Annotated in this window: 21 protein-coding genes and 1 pseudogene; 6 read left to right on the top strand and 16 right to left on the bottom strand. The window is 71.5% G+C overall.

Annotated elements, in window-relative coordinates; all coding sequences use genetic code 11:
- Nucleotides 1-5: 5 nt before the first annotated feature.
- The 11 genes from H4N64_RS27320 to H4N64_RS27270 form a co-directional block, all read right to left on the bottom strand.
- On the bottom strand, nt 6-785 hold the full coding sequence (locus tag H4N64_RS27320; protein WP_186285084.1) for an exodeoxyribonuclease III: 780 nt from the start codon (nt 783-785) through the stop codon (nt 6-8).
- 30 nt (nt 786-815) lie between these two features.
- Entirely contained in the window at nt 816-1451 is a 636-nt protein-coding gene (locus H4N64_RS27315; RefSeq protein ID WP_186285083.1) for an MBL fold metallo-hydrolase, read from the bottom strand.
- 154 nt (nt 1452-1605) lie between these two features.
- Nucleotides 1606-2931 (bottom strand): bifunctional 3-oxoadipate enol-lactonase/4-carboxymuconolactone decarboxylase PcaDC, encoded by a 1326-nt coding sequence (pcaDC, locus tag H4N64_RS27310; protein ID WP_418896296.1) that lies wholly within the window; start codon nt 2929-2931, stop codon nt 1606-1608.
- 238 nt (nt 2932-3169) lie between these two features.
- The gene (locus tag H4N64_RS27305) at nt 3170-5056 is read right to left on the bottom strand and encodes an SWIM zinc finger family protein (protein WP_186285081.1); all 1887 of its coding nucleotides are present in this window, start codon (nt 5054-5056) and stop codon (nt 3170-3172) included.
- Nucleotides 5053-7875, bottom strand: a complete 2823-nt coding sequence (locus H4N64_RS27300; RefSeq protein ID WP_186285080.1) for a DEAD/DEAH box helicase — start codon at nt 7873-7875, stop codon at nt 5053-5055. Before H4N64_RS27300 ends, H4N64_RS27305 begins: the two co-directional genes overlap by 4 nt.
- Nucleotides 7876-7984: 109 nt before the next feature.
- Nucleotides 7985-8578, bottom strand: a complete 594-nt coding sequence (locus tag H4N64_RS27295) for a sugar kinase (protein ID WP_186285079.1) — start codon at nt 8576-8578, stop codon at nt 7985-7987.
- Complete coding sequence (locus H4N64_RS27290) at nt 8575-9723, bottom strand: ROK family glucokinase (protein WP_186285149.1); 1149 nt, start codon at nt 9721-9723, stop codon at nt 8575-8577. Before H4N64_RS27290 ends, H4N64_RS27295 begins: the two co-directional genes overlap by 4 nt.
- Nucleotides 9724-9839: 116 nt before the next feature.
- Complete coding sequence (locus tag H4N64_RS27285) at nt 9840-10610, bottom strand: ATP-binding cassette domain-containing protein (RefSeq protein ID WP_186285078.1); 771 nt, start codon at nt 10608-10610, stop codon at nt 9840-9842.
- Entirely contained in the window at nt 10607-11644 is a 1038-nt protein-coding gene (locus H4N64_RS27280; protein WP_186285077.1) for an ABC transporter permease, read from the bottom strand. Before H4N64_RS27280 ends, H4N64_RS27285 begins: the two co-directional genes overlap by 4 nt.
- The gene (locus H4N64_RS27275) at nt 11641-12645 is read right to left on the bottom strand and encodes a substrate-binding domain-containing protein (protein WP_186285076.1); all 1005 of its coding nucleotides are present in this window, start codon (nt 12643-12645) and stop codon (nt 11641-11643) included. The genes H4N64_RS27280 and H4N64_RS27275 overlap by 4 nt, the downstream gene beginning before the upstream one ends.
- 171 nt (nt 12646-12816) lie before the next feature.
- Nucleotides 12817-13554, bottom strand: a complete 738-nt coding sequence (locus tag H4N64_RS27270; RefSeq protein WP_186285148.1) for a UTRA domain-containing protein — start codon at nt 13552-13554, stop codon at nt 12817-12819.
- 129 nt (nt 13555-13683) lie between these two features.
- Here H4N64_RS27270 and H4N64_RS27265 point away from each other — a divergent pair, with 129 nt between their 5' ends.
- On the top strand, nt 13684-14706 hold the full coding sequence (locus tag H4N64_RS27265) for a Gfo/Idh/MocA family protein (protein WP_186285075.1): 1023 nt from the start codon (nt 13684-13686) through the stop codon (nt 14704-14706).
- A 15-nt stretch (nt 14707-14721) separates the two neighbouring features.
- On the opposite strand, the gene H4N64_RS27260 is transcribed toward H4N64_RS27265, so the two are convergent.
- Both H4N64_RS27260 and H4N64_RS27255 read right to left on the bottom strand, forming a co-directional pair.
- Complete coding sequence (locus H4N64_RS27260; protein ID WP_186285074.1) at nt 14722-15900, bottom strand: cytochrome P450 family protein; 1179 nt, start codon at nt 15898-15900, stop codon at nt 14722-14724.
- A 56-nt stretch (nt 15901-15956) separates the two neighbouring features.
- Nucleotides 15957-16637, bottom strand: a complete 681-nt coding sequence (locus tag H4N64_RS27255; RefSeq protein ID WP_186285073.1) for a response regulator transcription factor — start codon at nt 16635-16637, stop codon at nt 15957-15959.
- 86 nt (nt 16638-16723) lie between these two features.
- Here H4N64_RS27255 and H4N64_RS27250 point away from each other — a divergent pair, with 86 nt between their 5' ends.
- A complete protein-coding gene (locus H4N64_RS27250) occupies nt 16724-17755 on the top strand; it encodes an aldo/keto reductase (protein ID WP_186285072.1) in 1032 nt (343 codons plus the stop codon).
- Between the two features lie 9 nt (nt 17756-17764).
- Here the strand turns inward: H4N64_RS27250 and H4N64_RS27245 are convergent, their stop codons facing one another.
- On the bottom strand, nt 17765-18670 hold the full coding sequence (locus tag H4N64_RS27245; protein ID WP_336246809.1) for a hypothetical protein: 906 nt from the start codon (nt 18668-18670) through the stop codon (nt 17765-17767).
- A gap of 241 nt (nt 18671-18911) precedes the next feature.
- Nucleotides 18912-20159, bottom strand: coding sequence for a histidine kinase (locus H4N64_RS27240; protein WP_186285071.1), 1248 nt, complete (start codon nt 20157-20159; stop codon nt 18912-18914).
- Between the two features lie 178 nt (nt 20160-20337).
- On the opposite strand from H4N64_RS27240, the gene H4N64_RS27235 reads away from it, so the two are divergent.
- Nucleotides 20338-20538 (top strand): hypothetical protein, encoded by a 201-nt coding sequence (locus H4N64_RS27235; RefSeq protein ID WP_186285070.1) that lies wholly within the window; start codon nt 20338-20340, stop codon nt 20536-20538.
- A 33-nt stretch (nt 20539-20571) separates the two neighbouring features.
- Here H4N64_RS27235 and H4N64_RS27230 read toward each other — a convergent pair.
- Nucleotides 20572-20709 (bottom strand): annotated as a pseudogene (locus H4N64_RS27230) (ribonuclease domain-containing protein); the annotation flags it as partial.
- Nucleotides 20710-21094: 385 nt separating this feature from the next.
- Between H4N64_RS27230 and H4N64_RS45555 the strand changes: the two are divergent.
- From H4N64_RS45555 to H4N64_RS45545, 3 genes are read left to right on the top strand one after another with little or no spacing between them, the layout of a single operon-like run.
- Entirely contained in the window at nt 21095-21982 is an 888-nt protein-coding gene (locus tag H4N64_RS45555) for a hypothetical protein (RefSeq protein ID WP_260859998.1), read from the top strand.
- Nucleotides 21982-22626: a MarR family transcriptional regulator gene (locus H4N64_RS45550; RefSeq protein ID WP_260859997.1), complete on the top strand. Its 645-nt coding sequence runs from the start codon at nt 21982-21984 to the stop codon at nt 22624-22626. The genes H4N64_RS45555 and H4N64_RS45550 overlap by 1 nt, the downstream gene beginning before the upstream one ends.
- The gene (locus H4N64_RS45545) at nt 22623-24023 is read left to right on the top strand and encodes a helix-turn-helix domain-containing protein (RefSeq protein ID WP_260859996.1); all 1401 of its coding nucleotides are present in this window, start codon (nt 22623-22625) and stop codon (nt 24021-24023) included. Before H4N64_RS45550 ends, H4N64_RS45545 begins: the two co-directional genes overlap by 4 nt.
- Nucleotides 24024-24110: the final 87 nt, after the last annotated feature.

Genomic DNA, 24110 nt, shown 5'->3' with positions numbered 1-24110 from the left:
AGGGTCTACACATCAAGGTCCACCACCACCGGCGCATGGTCCGACGCGCCCTTGCCCTTGCGCTCCTCGCGGTCCACGTACGCGTCCTTGACCGCCTTCGCGAACGGTTCGTTGCCGTAGACCAGGTCGATGCGCATGCCGCGGTTCTTGGGGAAGCAGAGCTGGCGGTAGTCCCAGTAGGTGAAGGGGTGGTCGTACTTCAGGGGGCGCGGGACCACGTCCGACAGGCCCGCCCCGCGCAGGGACGCCAGGGCCGCCCGCTCGGCGGGGGTGACGTGGGTCAGGCCCTCGAAGGCGGCCACGTCGTGGACGTCGTCGTCCGTCGGCGCCACGTTGTAGTCGCCCATCACCGCGAACGGCCGGCTGCCGCCCGCGTCGCCCGCGACGGCCGCCCTCAGGGCCTCGAACCACTGGAGCTTGTAGGCGTAGTGCGGGTGGTCCACCTCGCGGCCGTTCGGCACGTACACCGACCAGACGCGGACCGGGCCGCAGGTCGCGGAGATGGCGCGGGGCTCGACCGAGCCGTCGTAGCCGGGGTCGCCGGGCAGGCCCTTGACGACGTCCTCGATGCCCACGCGGGAGAGCACCGCCACGCCGTTCCACCGGCCGGTCGCGTGGACCGCCGACTCATAGCCCAGCTCGCGCAACTGCTCGGTCGGGAAGGCGTCCTCGCCGACCTTGGCCTCCTGGAGGCAGAGCACGTCGGTGCCACTGCTCTCCAGCCAGGCCAGGAGCCTCGGCAGGCGGGCGGTGATCGAGTTCACGTTCCAGGTCGCGATGCGCATGTCTCACAACCTACCCGGCGGCACTGACAATCAGAGAGCCGCGCTCTGGCCGGGCGCCAGCCGCAGGTGCTCGGCGCCGCCGAGGGCGCCGATCTGGTTGTCGTAGATGGGGCGCGCGAGGTCGGTGAGCAGGGCGTCGTGGATGTCGTAGGCGCGCTGCGGCTTGACCTCGCGGACGTACTCGATGACCTCGGAGATCTTGTTCCAGGGGGCCATGACCGGGAGCATCAGCGTCTCGACGGGGTGGTCGGGGACGGTGAGGGCGTCGCCGGGGTGGAAGACGCGGCCGCCGTCGACGAGATAGCCGACGTTGGTGATGCGCGGGATGTCCGGGTGGATGACCGCGTGCAGTTCGCCATGGACCTGGACGTCGAAGCCGGCGGCGGTGAAGGTGTCGCCGTGGCCGACGGTGTGCACCCGGCCGGGGAAGGCGGCCGAGATCTTCTCCGCGACCGACTTCAGGGTCCAGATCTCGGCGGCCGGGTTCGCCTCCATCGCGGTGCGCAGCCGCTCCTCGTTGAAGTGGTCGGGGTGCTCGTGCGTGACGAGGATCGCGTCCGCGCCGAGGGCGGCGTCCTCCTCGCTGAAGCCTCCGGGGTCGAGGACGAGCGTGCGCCCGTCCTTCTCCAGACGGACGCAGGCGTGCGACATCTTCGTGAACCTCATGGCACCATCCTGCCCCCTAGGGCCCTGTCCGGCGGATCATGTCGGCGTCGGGGAGTCTGGCACGCGTTCCCCCAGAGAGGGGACCCCCAGCGGCGTTGTCGTCGGTTGCCGACTCCCCCATCGCGTCGCCGCCCTCCTGCGCCTTGCAGCTGCTTCACTCGGTCGGTGTGGTCTCCTCGCGTATCACCTGCTGCGCCACCGTGAACGCGCTGTTCGCCGCCGGTACACCGCAGTAGACCGCGGCCTGGAGCAGCACTTCCTTGATCTCGGTGGGCGTCAGGCCGTTGCGCAGGGCGGCCCGGGTGTGGAAGGCGAGCTCCTCCAGGTGGCCGCCGGCGACCAGGGCGGTGAGGGTGACACAGCTGCGCGAGCGGCGGTCTAGGCCGGGGCGGTCCCAGATCTCGCCCCAGGCGTAGCGGGTGACGAATTCCTGGAAGTCGCCCGAGAACTCGTCGGCCTGCGCCAGCACCCGGTCGACATGCGCGTCCCCGAGCACCTCACGGCGCACCTTGATCCCGGCGTCGTACGGATCGGGCCGGCCGCCCGCCACCGGGGCGGGGACGACGGCCGGGGCGATCTCGGCGATCGGTGCGGGCTGCGGGGGCGCCACGGGCGGGGCCGTCGCCGCGCTCGCCGTGGTGAGGACCGGCTTCACGGGGGCGGCGGTGATGGCGACCTGGCCGGTGGTCGAGTCGTAGGCGGGCTGCCAGGCGGTGGAGAAGTGTCTGACCAGCAGATCGGTGACGGCGGCGGGCTGCTCCACCGGTACGAGATGGGAGGCGCCGGGGACCACGGCGAGCCGGGCGTCCGGGATGCCGGCGACCAGGGTGCGGGCCTCGGCGGGGCCGGTGACCTGGTCCTCGGAGCCGACCAGGACGAGGGTGGGCACGCCGACGCTGGTGAGCTCGGTGCGTACGTCGAAGGAGGCCAGCGCCTCGCAGGCGGTGATGTAGCAGCCGGGGTCGGTGGTGCGCACCATCTGCACGGCCCAGTCGGTGATGGCGGGCTGGGCGGTGGCGAAGCCATGGGTGAACCAGCGCTCGGGCGAGGTGCGGGCGATGGGGTCGAGACCGTTCGTCCGCACGATCACCCCGCGCTGCCGGAACTCGTCGGCCGTACCGAAGCGGGGCGAGGCGGCGATCAGGGCGAGCGAGGCGAGCCGCTCCGGATGACGCAGGGCCAGCTCCACACCGATCGCACCGCCGAACGCGCAACCCGCGTAACCGAAGCGCTGCACCCCGAGCCCGTCCAGCGTGACGAGCAGCCGCTCGGCGAGCTCGGCGACCGAGCCCGCGGGGTACGCCGGCGCGCCGCCGTGCCCCGGCAGGTCGAACCGGAAGACTCGCCACTGCTTCGTCAGCTCGGGGACCTGGCGGTCCCACATGTGCCAGGTGGTGCCCAGGGAGGGGCCCAGGATCAGGACCGGAGCCTCTTCTGGCCCGTCAAAGCGGTATTGCAGGGTGTTCGTCACGCTATCAATCACGTCCTGCACGCTCTCACATCTCACAACTGCCCTATGACGGGGGTTGTGAGGATGTGGGCCGGATCAGGTGAACGACCTGTCGGACCAGCGGTGGGTTCGGCGTTTTCGGTGGCGGCCCAGGCGGCGAGGAGGTGCGGGGTGCGGCGGGGTGGCGGAAGGCTTCGCGGCCGGTGTCGTGCGGTGCCCGTCCGGCCTGCCTCGGTGCGCAGCAGGGCGACGCCCGGATTGCGCGCCGTTATGGTTCGACCGGGCCGCCCAGGCCGGTCAGGGCGCCGACCGGGTCCAGGTCGGGGGTGCCGCGGGGCCACCAGTCGTCGTGGCCCGGTTCTGATTCGTACGCGTACCACAGGCCGTCGCGGCCGAGGCGGAGCTGGACATGGCCGCGGGGGTGGGTGAGTCGGTTGCGCCAGGGGCGGAAGGCGGGGAGGTCGGCGGCGAGGAGGAGCGGGCGGGCCCGGTCGAAACGGCCGGCCGGCGGGTCCCAGGCCTCTTCCAGTACGGCGAGGCCCTCCGCGCCGCCCTGGCGCCACGCGGCCACCGCGCGGGCCAGTTCGGCGGGCGTGCGGTCGGCGGCGGAGGCGAGCGAGGAGTACAGGGCGCGGGTGCCGGCGGTGAGGCCGGAACCGGGGCGGGCCGCGGCGAGCCGTACGGCGTCCTGCCACAGCGTCAGCTCCGCGAGCGGGTCACGGCCGGTGCCGAGCAGCGCGTGCGCGCGGGCGGCGGCGTCGGTGGCCAGCTGGTCCAGCGCGAACGGGTCGGGGCCGCCCGGCGCCGCCGGATAGACCGGGGGCTGCTCGGGGTGCGGCGGCACCGGCAACGGCGGTGGCAGGGGCGGGAGTTCGCGGGGCGCGAGGGCCTCGCTCGCCCGTACGCCCGGCAGCGGCGCCGGTTCCTGGTCCTGCGCGGCACGGGCCGCCCTCGCGGCGCTGAGGCGGGACAGGGCGTCGAGCAGCTCGCGCTCACCCCGGCCGCGCAGCAGGAGCAGCACGAAGGGGTCGGCGTCGAGCAGACGTGCCGTCTGATAGCAGAGGGCGGCGGCGTGCTTGCACGGGTGCCCGGAGTCCGGGCAACTGCACCGGGGTTCCAGATCCCTCGGCCCCGGCAGCAGCGGCACGCCGCACTCGGCGAGGGAGTGCGGCATCTCCTTGTCGAGCAGCGCGGCGATATGCCCGGGCCGCTCGGCGGCGACATCCAGGAACCGCTCCCAGTCGGCGTCGTCGAGCGTCCGCAACCGCACCTGCACGCGGTACGGCCGAGGCCGGCTGCCCTTCACATACGCGAGGACCAGACCGGGTGTGACGGTGATGGCGTCCACATGCCCCTGCTCGGCGTAACCGCGCCCGCGCGCGAGCCGCTTGGGGTCCAGCGCCCCTTCTTCCAGGGCCGACACCCAGGCGTTGCCCCACCATGTCTCGGCGAATGCGGCGTCGCCGGGCTCCCGGGGCGGGAAGGCGGGGAAGGTGCTGCGGTGGTCGTCGTCTCGGGAAGGGGCGGCCATGCTGCGGGGGACGCGGGGGGTTGCGGGGGTCTCCTGGCCGCCGAAAGTAACGGCGTTGCGGGCAGCGTCGGCGTCCGTCGGGCCGGCGGGGGCCGTCTCGGTGGGCTCCTCCCCCGGCGCCTCCACATCGGCGGGCAGGCGGAAGGCGTCGGCGAGCAGCTCCCGCAGGGCGCGTGCCCGTACGGCGGGGGCATCACTCAGCGTCGGGTGCGCGGGGCTGCGGGGAGTACGCGCGCGCCCCGGGCTCGGGTTCGCCGGGTCCGGATCGGTCTGGCGCCTGTCGCGGCGCGCGGCCCGCAGCGCCTCACGCGCGACGTCCGCGGGGCGCGCCGTCTGTGGGTCGGCGTGGGCTGTCTCCCGCGCCGGTGCGGGCGTGTCCGCCGCTGCGTCTTTCTCCGATGGCGTGCCTTGCCCTGCGCCGCCGACGGCGCGCCGCAGTGCCGCGCGTGCCGCGTCCGCGGGGCGGACCTCACGCGTCTCCGGCACCGCCTCGGACGTCCTCGCGCCCTCCTCCGGTCGCTCTGTGGTGGGACGATCCGCGGCGCCGGGACGCTCGTCCTTGGCCTCGCGCTCCCGCGCCGCCCGCAAGGCGTGCCGGGCCTCCTCCGACGGTCGTGACGTCATGACGTCCTCCGCAGGGAGACCAGGTCGGACAGCTCGCGGTCCGTCAGTTCCGTGAGGGCCGACTCGCCGGAGCCCAGGATCGCGTCGGCCAACGCCCGCTTGGACTCCAGCATCTGCGCGATACGGTCCTCGATCGTGCCCTCGGTGATGAGGCGGTGGACCTGGACGGGCTGGGTCTGGCCGATGCGGTAGGCGCGGTCGGTGGCCTGTTCCTCCACGGCCGGGTTCCACCAGCGGTCGAAGTGGACGACATGACCGGCTCGGGTGAGGTTCAGGCCGGTGCCGGCCGCCTTCAGGGACAGCACCAGGACCGGGGTCTCGCCCGCCTGGAAACGGTCCACCATGCGCTCACGCTCCGGGACCGGTGTGCCGCCGTGGAGGAGGTCCACGGGGACCGCGCGGGAGGCGAGGTGGGAGGTGATCAGGCGGGCCATTCCCACGTACTGCGTGAAGACGAGGGCCGAGCCGTCCTCCGACAGCAGCGTGTCCAGCAGTTCGTCCAGCAGCGCCAGCTTGCCCGAACGGGCCACCAGGGCCTCGGCCGCGGCGGGCTCCTTCAGGTACAGCGCCGGGTGGTCGCAGATCTGCTTCAGCGCCGACAGCAGCTTCAGCACCAGGCCCCGGCGCGCCATGCCCTCCGCCGTCTCGATGGCGAGCATCGACTCGCGCACCACCGCCTCGTACAGCGCGGCCTGTTCGCGGGTGAGCGGCACCGGATGGTCGGTCTCGGTCTTGGGTGGCAGCTCCGGGACGATCCCGGGGTCGGACTTCTTGCGGCGCAGGAGGAAGGGGCGTACGAGTCGCGCCAGCCGCTCCACCGCCTCCTCGTCCTCGCCGTTCTCCACGGCACGCGCGTGCCGGGCACGGAAGGACTTCAGGGGGCCGAGGAGTCCCGGGGTCGTCCAGTCCAGCAGGGCCCACAGCTCGGAGAGGTTGTTCTCCACCGGTGTGCCGGTCAGCGCCACCCGCGCCGGGGTCGCGATCGTGCGCAGCGCCTTGGCCGTCGCCGAGTACGGGTTCTTGACGTGCTGTGCCTCGTCCGCGACGACCATCCCCCAGGTCTGCTGGGCGAGGACCGGCGCCGCCGACCGCATGGTGCCGTACGTGGTGAGAACGAAGCCTCCGGCGAGGTCCTCCAGGGTGCGGTCGGGGCCATGGAAGCGGCGGACCGGGACGCCGGGCGCGAAGCGGGTGATCTCGCGCTGCCAGTTGCCGAGCAGGGAGGCCGGGCAGACCACCAGGGTCGGTTCGCTGCGGGCCCGCTGCAGGTGCAGGGCGATGACGGTGATGGTCTTGCCGAGACCCATGTCGTCGGCGAGACAGCCGCCGAGGCCGAGGGAGGTCATCAGGTCCAGCCAGGCCAGGCCCCGGAGTTGGTAGTCGCGCAGGGTGGCGTCCAGGCCCGGGGGCGGTTCGGCGGGGCGGACGCCCGCCGTCAGCCGGTCGCGCAGGGCGGCGAGGGCGCCGACCGGCACCGCCTCCACCGACTCGCCGTCGACCTCCGCCGTGCCGGTGAGGGCGACGGACAGCGCGTCGACCGGGTCGAGCAGGCCCAGTTCGCGCTTACGGGCCTTGCGGACCAGCGCCGGGTCGACGAGCACCCAGTGGTCGCGCAGCCGCACGATGGGGCGGTGCGCCTCGGCGAGCGCGTCCATCTCGGCCTCGCTCAGCGGCTCCCCGCCGAGCGCCAACTGCCAGCGGAACTGGAGCAGTTCCTCGCTCTCGAAGAAGCCGGTGCCGTCGGTCGCGGAGCCCGGGGCGGGCCGTACTACCGCGGCGGCGGACAGGTCCTGGGCGAGGTCGCGGGGCCAGTGCACCCCGACGCCCGCCGCCGCGAGCCGGGTCGCCGCCACCCCCAGCAGATCGCCCAACTCCTCGTCCGACAGCGCCAGTACGTCCGGCACGTCCTGCTCGGCGAGCCGGTCCAGCGGCGGCCAGACACGGGCCGCGCGGCGCACCGCGAGGGCCGCGTCGACCCGCGCGCGGGGTCCGAAGGCCGCGTCCGCCTCGCCCGCCCACAGCGCCGCCACGTCGGCCACCAGGGTGGGGTCGGCGAGGCTGTGCACCTGGACGATCGCCGCGCCCGCGCTGCGGACGCCCTCCTCGCCGTCGAACAGCTCGTACGCCGACAGGTCCAGGCGCAGCGAGATCCGGACGCCCGCGTCCATCCCGGCGGCGACCTCGGCCGCCCAGTCGTGTGCCTCGGGCAGTCGCTGCGGCCGGCGGTCCGCGAAGGGCTTCCCGGAGGCGTAGGGAGCGGCCGGGGTGCGGGGCAGGGTGTCCGCGACCGCGTCCAGGAAGGAGCGCATCAGCGCTTCCGGATCGGGCAGCCGGAGCGGTCCTGGGCCGGGCAGCGGTACCGCGTGGCCTTCGTAGGGCAGGGCGGCGGCGATGGCCCGCAGGTGGGCGATGTCGTCCGGGGCGAGGGGTCCGGCCCGCCAGGCGTCGTGGCCGGTCGGCGTCAGCCCGGGCAGGAGCCGGCCGCGCGCGGTGAGCCGTAGGGCGTGCTGGGCGGCGGCGCCCCAGGCTGCGGTGGCGGGGTGGGCGGCGGGGTCGCGCCGGGCGCGCACGAGGAGGGGCAGCGCGGCGTCGAGCGGGAGGGTCAGCGCGGGGGCGGGCCTGCGGCGGACGCCGGAGCCGTACCGCCGCACCACCGTCAGCTCGGTGGGTTCCGGGCCCGCGGGCAGGGGGCCGTCCTCGGGGTCCCAGAAGGCGATCCGGCCCTCGCGCGGGAGGGGCGCGGGCAGGAAGACGGCGGCGAGTCGCACGGGGACCGCCTCCGCCGTACGAAGACCGTCCGCCACAGCCGCTTGACTCATACTTCCTGTCACCTCCCAGCCCGGAGTCGGATCAGACGTCTTCGACTCTACGGGCGGGGTCTGACAACCGGCCCCGCCGCCCGGCCGGGGCCGGGCCGGGCCAGGCCGGTCAGGGAACCGTGCGGGAGACGACGTAGATCATGGGGTACGTCGGGTTCCCCGTGTTCACCACTATGTCCTGCGTGGGCGCCGGGTTCTTCTGTTCCCGTACGAGACCGAAGTAGGGGCCGGGGCGGGAGCCCTCACCCGCGAACTTCCAGCCGGTGACCTTCTGGTCGCGGGCGCCGATGGTGATGTCCTCCCGCTTCAGGTCGTCCCGGCTGAGCCCGAGTTCGGCCAGGAAGGCGTCCAGACCCGCGTGCGTGGTCTGGAACTGGACGTAGAGCCTGCTGGTGCGCCAGTTGTTCGTCTCGTAGTACGCGACCTGGTTCGCCGGGTGCGGCACCGGCACCTGGTAGAGGCGGCGCTGGACCTTGGACGGCCAGCCCTCGGTGAGTCCCCTCGCCGAGTACTTGGCCTCCTTGTCCTTGCCGCTGTCCCGGCTCTGGTTGGCGGAGATCACCAGGTAGCCGGCCGGGACGCCGATGAGCAGCCCGATGATGAGCAGGGTGAGCGCCCTGCGGCGGATCATGTGGCGCCGGTCCTCGGCGGGCCGGGACGGTTCGTCCGCCGATTCGGCCTGACCGGGCAGATCAGGGGTCACGCGGGCCCCTGCGACGCACGGCGGGACGACACATACCGCTCGTAGCGCTCATGGCGCTCCACCCGGCGCCGATTGGCGCGCCGGAAGCGGCGGGCGACCAGGCGGGCGAGGTCGGCAGCGCCGACCATGCCTGCCTCGGGGCCGAGCTGGGCGCGCGCGATCCTGGCCTCGGGGCGGTAGCCGCGGCCGGTCAGATGGCGCTTGAACGCGTCCCGCGCGGGGACGATGAGCAGGTCGTCGGCGGCCGAGACACCGCCGCCGATCACGAAGCAGGACGGGTCGAGGGCCGCCGCCAGGTTGGCGATGCCGACGCCGAGCCACTGGCCGATGTCCTGGAGCAGCTCGATGCACATGGCGTCGCCCTCACGGGCCAGCTCCGTGATCATCGGGCCGGTGATGTCGGAGATGTTGCCCTTGACGTGCTCGATGATCCCGTACGCCACCGGGGAGTCGGCCGCGGCCAGTTCACGCGCCTCGCGCACCAGCGCGTTGCCCGAGCTGTACTGCTCCCAGCAGCCGCGGTTGCCGCACGGGCAGCGGTGGCCGCCGGGTACGACCTGCATATGGCCGAACTCGCCCGCCACGCCGAACTTGCCGCGCTTGACCCGCCCGTCCTCCAGGATCGCGCCGCCGATACCGGTACCCAGCGTGATCATGACCAGATGGTCCTCACCGCGGCCCGCGCCGAAACGCCACTCCGCCCATGCGGCCGTGTTGGCGTCGTTGTCGACCAGTACGGGTACGGCGAGCCGCCCGGCGAGACGGTCCCTGAGCGGTTCGTTGCGCCAGGACAGGTGCGGGGCGAACAGGACGCGGTTGCGGTCGGCGTCCACCCAGCCGGCCGCGCCGATGCCGACGGCGTGCACGTCGTGCCGGTCGGACAGGTCCAGCACCAGCTCGACGATGGTGTCCTCGACGACCTTGGGGCTCTTGGACTTGTCCGGTGTCTCCGCGCGGAGTTTCTCCAGGATGTTGCCGTCGGCGTCGACGACGCCGGCCATCACCTTGGTGCCGCCGATGTCGATGCCGACCGTCGGCACCCGGGGCGCCGTCAAATGGGAGCGGCGTTCACGGGTGCCCACCGTTCGGAGCGCTGGTGCGCGGCGGGAGCCGATGGGGGCGTTGAAGGTGCCGTAGGTGCTCATCAGGCCCGATTCTGCCTCACCGGCGATCCCGGTGCCGTACAGGGAAACAATGGGGTGGTTCATGATGTACGCCGTCTACAAGCCGTATGTGGCTTGTCGCGCAGTTCCCGGCGCCTCTAGGCACGTTTCAGTTCATGGCGTAGATCGTCCAGCTCGTTTCCGCCTGCCATCTGCCTGGTCAGCTCGTCCAGCTCGATGGACTCCCGCGTGTAGCTGCCCACCATTGTGCCCCTCTTCAACAGCACGAAGCGGTCGCCGACCATATACGCGTGGTGTGGGTTGTGTGTGATGAACACAACGCCCAGGCCCTCGTCCCGTGCCGCCGCCACGAGCTTGAGGACCACGCCGGACTGCTTCACGCCCAGCGCCGCCGTCGGTTCGTCCAGGACCAGCACCTTTGCGCCGAAGTGGACCGCCCGCGCGATGGCCACGCACTGGCGTTCGCCGCCCGACAGGGTGCCGATGGGCTGGTCGACGTCCCGGAGGTCGATGCCCATGCGCAGGAGTTCCGCGTGGGTCGTCCGCTTCATGACCTCGACGTCCATGCGCTTGAAGGGGCCGACGCCCTTGCGGGGTTCGGAGCCCAGGAAGAAGTTCCGCCAGACCGGCATCAGCGGTACGACGGCCAGGTCCTGGTAGACCGTGGCGATGCCGCGGTCCAGGGCCTCGCGCGGGGAGGACAGCATGGTCTCCTCGCCGTCGAGGCGCAGGACGCCGCCGTCGTGCTGGTGCAGCCCCGAGATGATCTTGATGAGGGTGGACTTGCCCGCGCCGTTGTCGCCGAGGACGCAGGTGATCTCGCCCGTATCGACCTCCAGGGAGACGCCTGCGAGGGCGCGGATGTTGCCGTAGTGCTTGCTGACGTCCGCCAGCTCGACGAGTGTCACTTGGTGGCCTCCGCGCGCTTGCGGACCCAGGCGTTGAGCAGGGTCGCGAGGAGCAGCATCGCTCCGAGGAAGAACTTGAACCAGTCGGGGTTCCACTCGGCGAAGACGATGCCCTTGCTGGTCATGCCGAAGATGAACGCGCCGACCGCGGAGCCGACCGCGCTGCCGTAGCCGCCGGTGATCAGACAGCCGCCGATGACGGCCGCGATGATGTAGATCAGCTCGTTGCCGACGCCCTCGCCGGACTGCACGACGTCGTACGAGAAGAGCAGGTGCTGGCCGGAGATCCAGGCGCCGAACGCGACGCCCATGTAGAGGCCGATCTTGGTCTTGGTGACCGGGACGCCGACCGCGCGGGCCGCGTCCTGGTTGCCGCCGACCGCGAAGATCCAGTTGCCGGCACGGGTGCGCAGCAGGATCCAGGAGGCGAGCGCGACCAGGCCGAGCCACCACAGGATGGTGATCTTGAAGTCGACGTCGCCGATCGTGAGGGTCGAGGCGAAGACGTCCTGGGCGCTGGAGAAGCCCTCCATGTCGGCGATCGACTTGGTCGAGACCGTGCCGTCGATCAGCTTGGTGAAGCCGAGGTTCATGCCGGTCAGCATCAGGAAGGTGCCGAGCGTGATGATGAAGCTCGGCAGCTTGGTGCGGGTGAGCATGATGCCGTTGAAGGCGCCGATGGCCAGGGTGACCAGCAGGGACACTCCTACGCCGACCCAGGTGTTGGCCGTCATCTGGTAGCTGAACATCGACGACACGAGGGCTGAGGACGTCACCAGGACGCCTGCCGACAGGTCGAACTCGCCGCCGATCATCAGCAGTGCGACGGGGACCGCCATGATGCCGATCGTCGAGGACGCGTACAGGACCGTGCTCAGGCTGGAGGCGCGCAGGAAGCCGTCGGCGACGAGCGCGAAGAAGACGAAGACGGCGATCGCGCCGACGACCGAGCCGAGTTCGGGGCGGCCGAGGAGCTTGCGCAGGGGCGAGGTCTCCAGGAGCCGTTCGTCGGAGGAGACGGTCGTGGCGCTCATCGGGTGCCCCGCTGCGTGTACTCCTCAAGCGCCGCGGCCTGGTCCTTGGTAATGATCTGCGGGCCGGTGAGCACCGGCTTGCCGCCGCCGAGGACGTCGTCGTTGTACTTGTACAGCCACAGCAGGTCCACGGCCTGGTAGCCCTGGAGGTACGGCTGCTGGTCCACGGCGAAGCCGAGCGTGCCGTCCTTGAGCGAGGCCGCCACCTTGGCGTTGAGGTCGAAGGTGTCGATCTCGGCGTCGCTGCCGGCGCCCTGCTTGGCCTTGACGGCGGTGTCGGCGTACGGGGCGCCGAGCGTGACGACCGAGTCGATGGAGCTGTCGGCCTGGAGCTTGGCCTCGATGGCGGACTGCACGTCCGGCATGCTCGTGCCGTTGACGTACAGGTCCTGGACGGTGCCGTCGAAGGTCTTCTTCACCCCGTCGCAGCGCTGTTCGTGGCCGACGTTGCCCTGCTCGTGCAGCACACAGACGGCTTTCTTGCGGCCGCGCTTGTTCAGCTCCTCGCCTACGGCCTCGCCGGCGATGGTCTCGTCCTGGCCGATGTGGGTGAGCGCGCCGAACGCCTTGGACTCCTCCGAGCCGGAGTTCACGGTGATCACCGGGATGCCGGCCTTGCGGGCGCGGGCCACGGCGGCCTTCATGGCGTCGGGCTTGGCGAGGGTGACGATGATCCCGTCGACCTGCTTGTCCACGGCCGCGTCCACGAGCTGCGCCTGCTGCTGGGCCTCGTCGTCGTGGGAGTACAGGAAGTTGATGTTGTCCTTCACGGCCGCCTGCTTGGCGCCGTTCTGGACGATGTCCCAGAAGGTGTCGCCATCACCGGAGTGGGTGATCATCGCGAAGGTCCAGCGAGGGGTGTTCACCGCCGCCTTCCCCTGGGCCGCCGCGGCCTTGCGGGCGTCCTCGGCGCGTTTGCCGCCGGTGCTGCTGCAGCCGGCGACGGACACGCACAGTGCCCCCGCCAGCGCGATTCCTGTCCAGGTCCTCAACCGTGCCACGAGGCGGTGCCCTTCTTGCTGTGCTCTGACGTACGCAAGGGGGCGGTGACCTCACCAGCCCCAAACGCCCCAGTATCAGACACAGGGATCATGCGCCGCGCAGTCGGGGCGTGCGAGCCGGTCGCATTGTCCGGACATTGCGACGAACTCGGGACGCCGAGAAGGCCGTGATTACGGTCGTACGAGGAGCTGGAACTCGAACGAATAGCGGCTCGGCCGGTAGATGTGGTCCCCGAACTCGACCGCGCGGCCGGTGTCGTCGAAGGTCGTGCGCTGCATGGTGAGCAGCGGGGCGCCCTCGTCCTCGGTGAGGCGCTCGGCCTCGGCGGCGGTGGCGGCGCGGGCGCCGATGGACTGGCGGGCGCTGTGCAGGGTGATCCCCGCGGCGCGCATCAGCCGGTACAGGCCGGTGGCCTCCAGCTGGGCGGTGTCCAGGTCGAGCAGTCCGCCGGGCAGGTGGTTGCTCAGGTACGCCATCGGCTCGCCGTGCGCGAGGCGCAGCCGCTCCACGCGGTGCACATCGCCGCCCTCGGCGACGCCGAGCGCGGCCGCCACCTCGGCGGAGGCCGGAACGACGGTGTTGACCAGCACCTTGGTGGCGGGGCGCTGGCCCGCGGCCTCCAGGTCGTCGTAGAGGCTGCTGAGTTCCAGGGGGCGCTTGACCTGGCTGTGCACGACCTGGGTGCCCACTCCGCGGCGGCGGACCAGCAGACCCTTGTCGACGAGCGACTGGATGGCCTGGCGGACGGTGGGCCGGGAGAGGCCGAGCCGTGCGGCGAGCTCGATCTCGTTGCCCAGCAGGCTGCCGGGGGTGAGCGCTCCGTGCTCGATCGCGGCCTCCAACTGCTGGGACAGCTGGAAGTACAACGGCACCGGGCTGCTCCGGTCCACACTGAGGTCGAGCGACACGGTCGGGTCCACTTCTGGTTTCGGCACGGGGCGAGCGTAGCTCCGTGGCCGGTTGACGGGAAGTCGTGTAGTTCGATTGTCCGGACATACACATTGACAGGGTGCCTGATGCGACCGCACTTTGTTCCCATGCGCATCGGAGTCATCGGTACAGGCCGGATCGGCACGATTCATGCGAACACACTGAGCCGGCACCGGGAGGTCGGTTCGCTGATCCTCACGGACGCCGATCCGGCGCGGGCGGCGGAGCTGGCCCTGCGTCTTGGCGAGACAGCGGCTCCGGGGATGGACGAGATCTTCAAGTGGGGCGTGGACGCCGTGGTGATCACCACGGCGACGTCGGCGCACGCCGAGCTGATCGGACGGGCGGCGCGCTCGGGGCTCCCGGTGTTCTGCGAGAAGCCCATCGCGCTGGATCTGCCCGGCACGCTCCAGGCGATCGCCGAGGTCGAGACCGCCGGAACGATCCTTCAGATGGGCTTCCAGCGCCGCTTCGACGCGGGCTACGCGGGCGCCCGGGAGGCGGTGCGCGCGGGTCGGCTCGGGCGGCTGCACACCGTGCGGGCGCTGACCAGCGACCAGGCGCCGCCGCCGGCCGCGTATCTGCCGCTGTCCGGCGGGCTGTACCGGGACACGCTGATCCATGACTTCGATGTGCTGCGCTGGGTGACCGGGCGCGAGGTGGTCGATGTGTACGCCACCGGGTCCGACGCCGGTCCCGCGATGTTCCGTGCGGCGGGTGACGTCGACACGGCGGCGGTGGTGCTCACCCTGGACGACGGCACGCTCGCGACGGCCACGGCGACCCGGCTGAACGGCGCGGGCTACGACGTGCGCATGGAGCTGGCCGGGGAGCGGGACACGATCGTCGTCGGCCTGGACGACCGCACGCCGATCGCGTCCACCGAACCGAGCGGACCGCCCGCCGCGGACAAGCCCTGGCCCGGCTTCCTGGAACGCTTCGGGCCCGCCTACGAGGCGGAACTCGCGGCGTTCGTCGAGGTGGTCCTTGGCGAGCGGGCCAACCCCTGCGACGGCCGCGAGGCCTTGCAGGCGCTGCGGGTCGCCGAGGCGTGCGAGCTGTCCAGACGCGAGCACAGACCGGTGCGCCTTGCGGAACTCCCCGGTGGTCACGAGACGGCCGTGGTCTGACACCTACCAGGACACCTACCAGCGCACCGGCAGGCTGCGCATGCCCCGCATCAGCATGCCCGGGAGCCATTCGCCGGGCGGGCCGTCGAGGGCGAGGCCGGGGGCGCGCTCCAGCAGCGTGCGGATCGCCGTACGCGCTTCCAGGCGGGCCAGGGGGGCGCCCAGGCAGAAGTGGATGCCGTGGCCGAAGGCGACATGGCCGCGGGTGTCGCGGCGGATGTCGAAGCGGTCCGGGGCGGGGTAGCGCTCCGCGTCCCGGTCCGCCGCGGTGAGGCAGATCATCACCGGGTCGCCCGCCTCGATCCGGGCGCCGGCTATCTCCAGGGGCTCGGCGGCGTACCGGAAGGTGGCGTTCTCCACCGGGCCCTCGTAGCGCAGCATCTCCTCGACCGCGCCGTCGATCAGGGTCATGTCGGCCCGGAGCTCGGCGAGTTGGTCCGGGTGGGTGAGCAGGGCGTGGACGCCGCTGGTGATGAGGTTGACCGTGGTCTCGTGGCCCGCGATCAGCAGGATGAAGGCCATGCCGCGCAGTTCGTCCGGGGAGAGCCGGTCGCCGTCCTCGGCGGTGGTGCGGATGAGGTCGCTGAGCAGGTCACCGCTCGGTCCCACGGCCCGCTTGTCCTCGATCAGGTCGGTGAAGTACGCGGCGAGGCCCACGAAGGCGTCGTACTCACTGCCCTTGCCGCTGGGGGCGACGGCCTCCGTGGACATCTTGCGGAACTCCGCGCGGTCCATCTCGGGCACGCCGAGCAGTTCGCAGATGACGGTCAGCGGAAGTGGGTGCGCGAAGGACTCCACCAGGTCGGCATGGCCGTACGGCAGCATCGCGTCGAGGAGGTCGTCGGTGATCCGCTGGACGCGCGGGCGCAGTTCCTCCACGCGGCGCATGGTGAAGGCGCGGGAGATCAGGCCGCGCAGCCGGGTGTGCTGGGGCGGGTCGCAGACCAGGAGGTTCTTGCCGATCATCTCCTCGTCGAGGGACGACAGGCCGATCTTGGCGGCATCCTTGGACAGCCGCGGGTCGGCCAGCGCCGCGCGCGCCTCCTCATGGCCGACGACGAGCCACGTCTCGGACTCCCACTCGGGCGGCCGGACGCGGTGGACGGGCCCCATGGCGCGCAGGCTCGCGTACGCCGGATGCGGATCGCGGCGGAACTCCTCGCCGAACTCCCCCAGATCGATGACACCGCTCATGACCGCTCCCCCTCGGACAACTCCCCCGACACCCTCACAACGGACGACGTGCGCGGCTAGTGCCCTTCCTCGTCGGATTCTTCGAGCAGCCCCGCGTCGTAGGCCAGCAGCGCGATCTGCACACGGTTGTTGAGATCGAGCTTGGTCAGGATGCGGGAGACATGGGTCTTCACCGTGGCGACGCTCATGAACAGGGCCGCGGCGATCTCCGCGTTGGACAGACCGCGGCCCACCTCGACGGCGACCTCGCTCTCGCGGTCGTTCAGGGCGGCGATACGGGCACGCGCGCGTGTACGGCGGAGGTCGGCGGCTGCGCCCGCCGCGTGCTCCATCAACTGCCGTGTCACGGTGGGCGACAGGACAGGATCGCCCGCCGCGACCCGCCGTACCGCGTCCACGATCTCGGCGGGCGGGGTGTCCTTGAGGACGAATCCGGCGGCGCCCGCGCGCAGGGCGCGCAGGACGTGCTCGTCGGCGTGGAAGGTGGTGAGCAGGACCACCTGCGGGGCGTCGGGGCGGCCGCGCAGGCGTTCGGTGGCGGTGAGGCCGTCCACCGAGGGCATCCGGATGTCCATCAGGACGACGTCCGGGCGGGTGCGCTCGACGAGTTCCCCGACCTCCGCGCCGTCGGAGGCCTCGCCGACGATCTCGATGTCCTCCGCGCCGCCCATCATCAGGGACAGACCGGCCCGGACCAGCGGGTCGTCGTCGACGAGGAGCAGTCTGATCGCAGTCATGGAGCTTACGTAATCATGATTGCCGGGGCGGGTTGCGCACGGTGCGGCCAGATTGCCCGGCGAAGCATCCAAGGAGGGGAAATTCCTTGCGTTACCGACTTCTGGGACGTACCGGCCTGCGTGTGTCCGAGCTGTTCCTCGGGGCCATGACCTTCGGCGAGCAGGACGGGGTGGGGGCGCCCCCGGAGGAGTGCGCGCGCATCGTCGACACCTACGCCGAGGCCGGCGGGAACGTGATCGACACCGCCGTCAACTACCGTGACGGGCTGAGCGAGACGATCGTCGGGGAACTGCTGAAGGGACGCCGCGACCGGTTCGTGCTGTCCACCAAGTACACCTGCTCGCGCAACGGCGAGGACCCGAACGCCGCGGGCAACCACCGCAAGAACCTGACGCTGTCGCTGGAGACCAGTCTGCGCCGGCTCGGCACCGACTACATCGACGTGTACTGGGTGCACATCTGGGACCGCAACACCCCGATCGAGGAGACGATGCGCGCCCTCGACGACGCCGTGCGCTCCGGAAAGGTGCTCTACATCGGCATCTCGGACGCTCCGGCCTGGCTGGTGTCGCGCGCCAACACCCTCGCGGAGCTGCGTGGTTGGACGGAGTTCGCCTCGCTCCAGGTGCCGTACAGCCTGCTGAACCGGGACATCGAGCGGGAACTGCTGCCGATGGCCGAGGCTTTCGGGATGTCGGTGGCGGCCTGGAGCCCGTTGCAGGGCGGGATCCTGTCCGGCAAGTACACCCGGCCGGGCGGCGTCGGCGGGGACGAGCCCGCGCGACTGGACGCGGACTCGATCGGCGAGCGCGAGCACACCGTGGCGCGGGCCGTGCAGTCGGCGGCGGACGAACTCGGCGTCTCCCCCTCGCAGATCGCGCTCGCCTGGACCATGGCCCACTCCTCCGCCGTACACCCGATCGTCGGCGCGCGGCGGGTCGAGCAGCTCGTGGACAACCTGGGCGCGGCCGAACTCACCCTGCCCGCCGAGGTGGTGGCGCAACTGGAGGAGACGACCGGGTTCCGGCCGGGCTTCCCCACCGAGTTCATCGACGGCACCTCGCCCTGGGTCTACGGGGCGGCGGGACAGCGCGTGGTGCCCCGCCGCTTCCGGTGACACCGGCTCTCAGGCCCGCAGGACAACGCCGTAGCGCGTGCGCAGACGGTGCAGTTCCCAGCGGACCACCGCGGTGACCGAGGCCGGGCCGGCGAGGACGGCGAGGATCTGGACGACGGGCGGACCGGGCGGAAGTCCGCCCGTCACCAGGCTGATCAGCGCGAACTCCCACACCAGCACGGCGGTGAGCAGCGCGGGCAGCGCCGCGTGCACGCCCGCGGAGTTGAACCCGGTGCGCACGGCCGGACCGGTGGCGAACGCCAGGAAGAACAGCACCCAGAAGAACGGCAGCGTCAGCGCCAACTGCATCCAGGGAAAGCCCGGATCGAGGTCCGCGGACGTACGGTCCTCGACCAGGACGATCGCGACGAGCAGCAGCGGTACAGCGGTCACCGCGCCGACGTAGACCAGCGCCGACCGCCCGGCCGCACGCAGCCTCGGCCGCATCTGGGCCTTCGCCTGGGGCGAGGCCACGCGGAACAGGAACGCGATCACCACGGGTGCGCTCAGGAGCAGCAGCGGCGGGGTGATGGCCAGCCGCGTCATGTACTGCTCCTGCGCCTGGCTGACGTCCTCCGGCTTGCCGTACATGACCAGCAGCAAAAGGGACATGGCGGCAGCCGTCCAGGCCCGCACCCGCTGCACGCGCACCACGTCCGGGTCCTCGATACGGCGGTGTCCGCGCGGCGGGAAGCGCCGGTGCGCCTGGGCGCGGGCGGAACGGGCGAAGACGTAGCCGGCCATCAACGGCAGCGTCACGAACGCCGTGCACGGGAACAGCGCCAGCGCCCACACACAACCGTGGATCCGGGGCCGCCCGGCGCGCAACAGCACACGCAGGGGCAGCCATTCGGCATCCCGCAGGCTTCTCAGGGAGCCCATCAAGGTGGTGGGCGGCTGGGGCTGCGGCGGCACGAAGGGAGAGTGCGGCGGATAAGGGTACGGCGGTGGAGGCGCCGGGGGCCGGGGCGGGACGTACGGGGGCGGTGGCGGGTAGGGTCCGCCGTTCTGCGGGCCCGTTTGTGGCGGGTACGGGTTGTACGGTCCCCCGAAACTCACGCTGGTCCTTCCTTCCGGTGCCTGTGGGACGGTGGGCCGCACAAACCTGCGTCATCTTCTCCACGCAAGTCAACCGGGTTCACCACAGGCGCAGTTCTCACCCCCAGGGCAGCCGGGCCCGTACCTCGAAGCCGCCGTCCGCCGTCGGGCCGTGTGCCAGGCGGCCCCCGGTGAGGGTCGCCCGTTCCGTCAGCCCGATCAGCCCTTGTCCGGACCCCGGCACAGGCGGTACGTCACGCTCCGGCGCCGGATTGCGCACGAGGATGTCGAGCCCCTCGCCCGGGCCGCCGGTGACCGTGACGGTGACCTCGGTGCCGGGGGCGTGCTTGCGGGCGTTTGTCAGGCCCTCCTGGGCGATGCGGTAGGCGGTGCGGCCGACGGAGGCGGGGACGGCGGCGGGGTCGTTGACCCGGTTGTCGAGGGCGACCTTCATCCCGGCCTCACGGGACTCGGCGACCAGCGCCTCCAGCGCGCCGAGGGTGGGCTGGGGCCGACTGGAGTCGTCGCGCTCCCCCGCCCGCAGTACCCCGATGATCTCCCGCAGGTCCTGGAGGGCCTCGTGGGCGCTCTCCCGGATGACCCCGGCGGCCCGCGCGATCTCCTCCCGGGGCGCGTCCGGCCGGAACTCCAGCGCGCCCGCGTGCACGCTCAGCAGGGTCAGCCGATGGGCGAGGACGTCGTGCATCTCCCGGGCGATGGCCTCGCGGGCCAGCCGCTGGGCCTGCTCGGCCCGTAGTTGCGCCTCGGTCTCGGCGCGTCGGGCGCGGTCGCGCAGGCTGAGCATGAGCTGGCGCTTGGAGCGGACGAACATGCCCCAGCCGACGACCGCTCCGGTCAGTACCACGCCGATGAACAGCGTCCAGCCGTAGGGGATCTCGGGGTCGGGCCGGTACCAGTAGAAGAGCGGCGTCACCGCCAGCGCGGCCCCGCTCACCCAGGCCACATACCGGAAGGGCCGGTGCACGGCGAGGGTGAACACCGCGACGAGGCTCGCGCCGCCCGCGGTGGCCGAAAGAAAGCCGACCGGAATCATCGCCACGGCAAGCCCGAGCGGCCATCGGCGGCGCAGCCACACCGCCGCACAGGCGAGCGCGCCCAGCAACTGGTCGAGGGCGATCACGGCTTCCGGGAGGTTCTCCTGATCCACGGTGTCGGCGCTCAGCAGGCCGAAGGAGACGGCCACCAGGAAGCAGGAGAAGTCGACGACCCAGTCGCGCGCGGTACGCCGGTACCGCCACCCCGGGCGCTCGCCGTCGGGGTCGAGCTCCTTCACCACCGCCGAGGGCAGCAGCCAGCGCTGCTCGACGAAGGGCTGCGACTCGGGCCCCGGCACATCACCACTCACGGTCGACAAATCTACGCAGCCACGCGCCACGACACCCTTCCCTCGGCGGGATCGTCGACCAAAGTCGCGGCATCGCAGACTTTCGGCGCGCCGGGCCTCCGGGCCCGGAGACTTCCGTCGGACCGGTCTCGCCCCGCGGCCGATGTGAGTGGGGGGTCCGCGGGGCGAGGGTCTTCCCATGAAGCAGTTGCTGGAAGTTCTCGGATTCCTTGCCCTGGTCCAGGGCATCGCCGGTCTGCTGCACCGGTTCACCGACTGGGACTGGGGCCTGGTGCAGCGGCTCGGCTTTCTCGACGGCTACGAGATCTACGCGAGCGTCACCCTGCTGGTGCTGGCGTTCGCGCTGTTCGCCGTCGCCGAGAGCCGGAGGCCCGGCTGAACGCGGACCGGACCTCCGGCTGGTCCGGCGAACTCAGCAGCCGTAGTCGATCAGGTCGAACGAGGCGTAGTGATCGGCCGTGTAGTAGTCCTCCTGGTACTCCTCACCGGTCACGATCCGGCGAGCTCCACGCGTGGACGAACCAGGCGTGATGACCGTGTACTCGTGGTAATCCGACCGCACCCCTCTGACCTGGGCTTATGGCGGCCGAAACGGCTGTGACCTGCTAGGACGGGTTGCAGAGGCGACCGGAGGCAGTCAGAGGAGAACGCTCTGATTCGACCCCGGTTCGACCCGGGTCGCTCGGAGGCAGTCAGAGGCGATCCCTCTGCAACTCGCCTTCGAGCGAACCGAGTTGACCGGATGGATCAGAAGTAACGACCTCTCGACAGCTCTCTGTTCAGTCCTTGGTCGAGTTGCGATGGGGACGCCTGCCTTCACAGCGGAGCCAGGCATACGAACGCCTCCAGGACGGCCATCCTGGAGGCTTCGCTGGCACCGATTGGAGGTCGGTTCCGGATGCCACCCATGGTTTTAGCGGGCCTGGGTGGCGTCCTTGTCCTTGCGAGACGACTCCACCGTGGCACACCACAACCACCAGACAGAACCACAGCGACAGACCCCTCGCCCGTTCGGCGGACTGGGCCTTCACCGGCTTCGTCCGGCAGCGGCCGAGCTCGTCCTGCTCGGCGACCTCACCGGCCGGTACGCCACCGGCAGTTACATCAGGCTCGGGTCCGATGGCCACACCGTGGTCGCGCGCCAGGACCGGCACGGCGTGGCCGAGCACGGGCACCGCATCACAGCGGCCATCGCCTGCCACGTCGCCCGGGCCGGCGGCACCGTCGACGAGCTGGCCCGGCTGCTGCTGCACCCGGACCACGAGGGTGGCCGTCACGCTCGGCACATCGCGCTGCGCTCCGGGCAGGCGCGCGCCCTGGACTACATCCGTCGGGTGTGGGCCAGCGCATCGGCCGCGGTCACCGGAACGCGAGTGCTGGAGTCGCGTCACCACGCCTACGAGGTCCTCGCCGCGCTGCGCGACCGCATCGAGACCACACCCTGGCGCGGCGAGCGGGGGCGGAGCGCGCTGCGGGTGCTGCGGGCCCATCTGACCTTCGCCGAGACCGCCGGCGGCCCTCTGCACCACGCCAGCGAGCGGCAGACCGCGGAGGAAGCCGGTGTCTCCCGGACGACGCTGCGGGTGGTCTACGAGACCGTCCTCAAGCCGCAGGGCTGGCTGCGCCGGCTGCGGGTCGGTCACGGCCGGGAGGGCTCCACCTGGTACCTCGCCGATGGCAGCGCCGACCATCGCAGCGCTGCCCCCACTGGCCTGTCTCGTTTCCGGACCACTCAGTACCCCCCGACCCGGCACTTGAGGAGTGGCCCACCCCTGAGACCGGCAGCTCGGCCGACATCGACTCCACCGTCATCGCCCGGCTGATGGGCCACGACGCCTTCGCCCACCACGGCCTCGGCAGCGCCGCCCTCGTGATCATCGGCGCGCTGCACGTCCGCCCCGCCCAAACCGTGAGCGAGCTGGTCGGCACCTCCTCGGTCTCGCGCGCCACCGCCTACCGGACCCTGCAACGCCTGGCCGACCACGGCCTCGTCCACCGCACCGGGGAGACGTGGGCCCTCGCGCCTCGTGCGCTGGAGGGCTTCGGCGACAGCCTCCCGGACGCAGCCACCGGCTCGCACGCGGGGCCAGCACAGGGCTGGGACGCGGTGGCCGAGCAACACGGCACCACGGGCGTCGCGGCCCGCCGCAAGGCGGTGCACACGGCCGAGCGTGCGGCCTACCGGGAGACGCTGGACCGACTTGCGGAGCACCGCAGCAAGGCCGTGGTGCTCGTCCACGACGGCCGCCAAGTCCTGGTCCCCACACCGCGCCCCGACGAGATCCCCTCCACGTGGCACGCCCCGGACGGGCGCGTCCTCGACCCAGCCACCGGCCGTGTCATCCCCGACTGGCGGGTCGCCACCGACGGCCGCCTGATCCTCATCACCCCCGCTGACCAGCGCAGTTACGACGAACTGGCCGCCGCCCATGCCGAAGCCCTCAGCGAATGGAACTCCGCCGCATGAACCCAGACAACCCTCCGACCGCTCCTGCCGAGAACCGGCCGGTGGCTCCTGAGGCCCTGCGCGAGCAGTACGAATCCGGCGCCACAGTCGACGAACTCGTCACCGCCAGCGGGTTGTCGTACGGCACGGTCCTCAACCGGCTGCACGACGCCGGAATCGAAATGCGCACCTCGTGGCAGACCCGCAGGATGCGCCAGGACCCCCAAGCCCGCCAACGACTGGCCGCACATCTCCGCACCCTGTACGAGGAGCACGGCGCGACCCTCGCCGAACTCGCCGCAGCCGCAGGAGAGACCCGGCGTGGTGCCCGGCGCTTGCTGATCGAGGCTGGCGGCACGGTGCGCACCACGCAGCTGACGCTGCGGATGCGCTCAGCCGCGCGGGCCGCCGAGCGGCACAAGCTCGCGCTGTCCCTGCGGGCGCGATACGAGGCCGGCGCCACCGTCCCGGAACTCTCCAAGGACTGCAACTACTCCGTCGCCACCGTCTACCGGCTCCAGCCGTCCAGTGAGCCGACGGTCGGGCGGATGGGTGACATCGATCCCGCGCTTGCGGGGCAGCCGCTCACCACCAGGGTGGGGGCCTTCGATGTTGTCCTCGAATTCCCGAAGTTCGAAGGCCGCTTCCCAGCGCAGGGATACGTCAGCTGGTCGGGCACCCATGTCAGCGCGCCGACAGCGTTGAGCCCAGCGTACTTCACTGCGCACGTGACGTTCCCTCTCGACCCCAGTCTCGACGAGCCCGCAGTCCAGGCCGAAGTGAAGGCCGCCATCGCCGTTCTCCGGTTCGCCGCCGCTCGACTGTCCGACGCTCTGCGCGTCGAGCAGCCGAGTGTAGGCATGGTGGGAGACATCCCGAAGATGCTCTCCCTGACGGCGCAGGACGTGACCAGGGGGCTCGCCCTGAGCGTGCCCGAACCGCTCACACCCGGGTACCCCGTCGTCAGAGGTCTGCCCACGCTGACCATCGACAGCGCCACGACCGCGCTGAACGACGGTGCCTCACCAGCACGAGCCCTCCTGTCTCAAGCGCGCTACCTGACACAATCGACGAACAGCCCCCAGCCGGGGATGGCGACCCTGCTGGCCGCGGTCGCGGCCGAGACATACGCCAAAGAGACCCTCAGGTCCGCCCGGGCTCCCGGCTCCTGCCCGAGTCTGCGCTCACTGCAAGACACCCACGGCAGCGCCGTCGCACTCTACGGGCCGATCGCGCACACCGTGATCGGGCGGAGCCTCGAAAACGACGATCCCGACCTCTGGTCGAACCTCGTCTCATTGTTCACCGCACGAAACAGGATGGCTCACAAGCTCAAGACTCCGGCCCATCCCGATGCAGCACGCCTGGTCGTCACAGCAATGCGCTCCATGGACTGGCTTACCGCCTGCGCTTCATAGCCAAGGTGCGACTCAACCGCATCCCGCGTGCTCACACCCCACACACACCCGCCGCCCGCCAGCCAGCAGCACCCCCGGGCTCCGCGC

The organism is Streptomyces cupreus (genome assembly GCF_014257025.1).
Lineage (GTDB): Bacteria > Actinomycetota > Actinomycetes > Streptomycetales > Streptomycetaceae > Streptomyces > Streptomyces cupreus.
The sequence above is the reverse complement of the archived record's forward strand: the minus strand, read 5'-3'. Positions and strand labels throughout refer to the sequence as shown.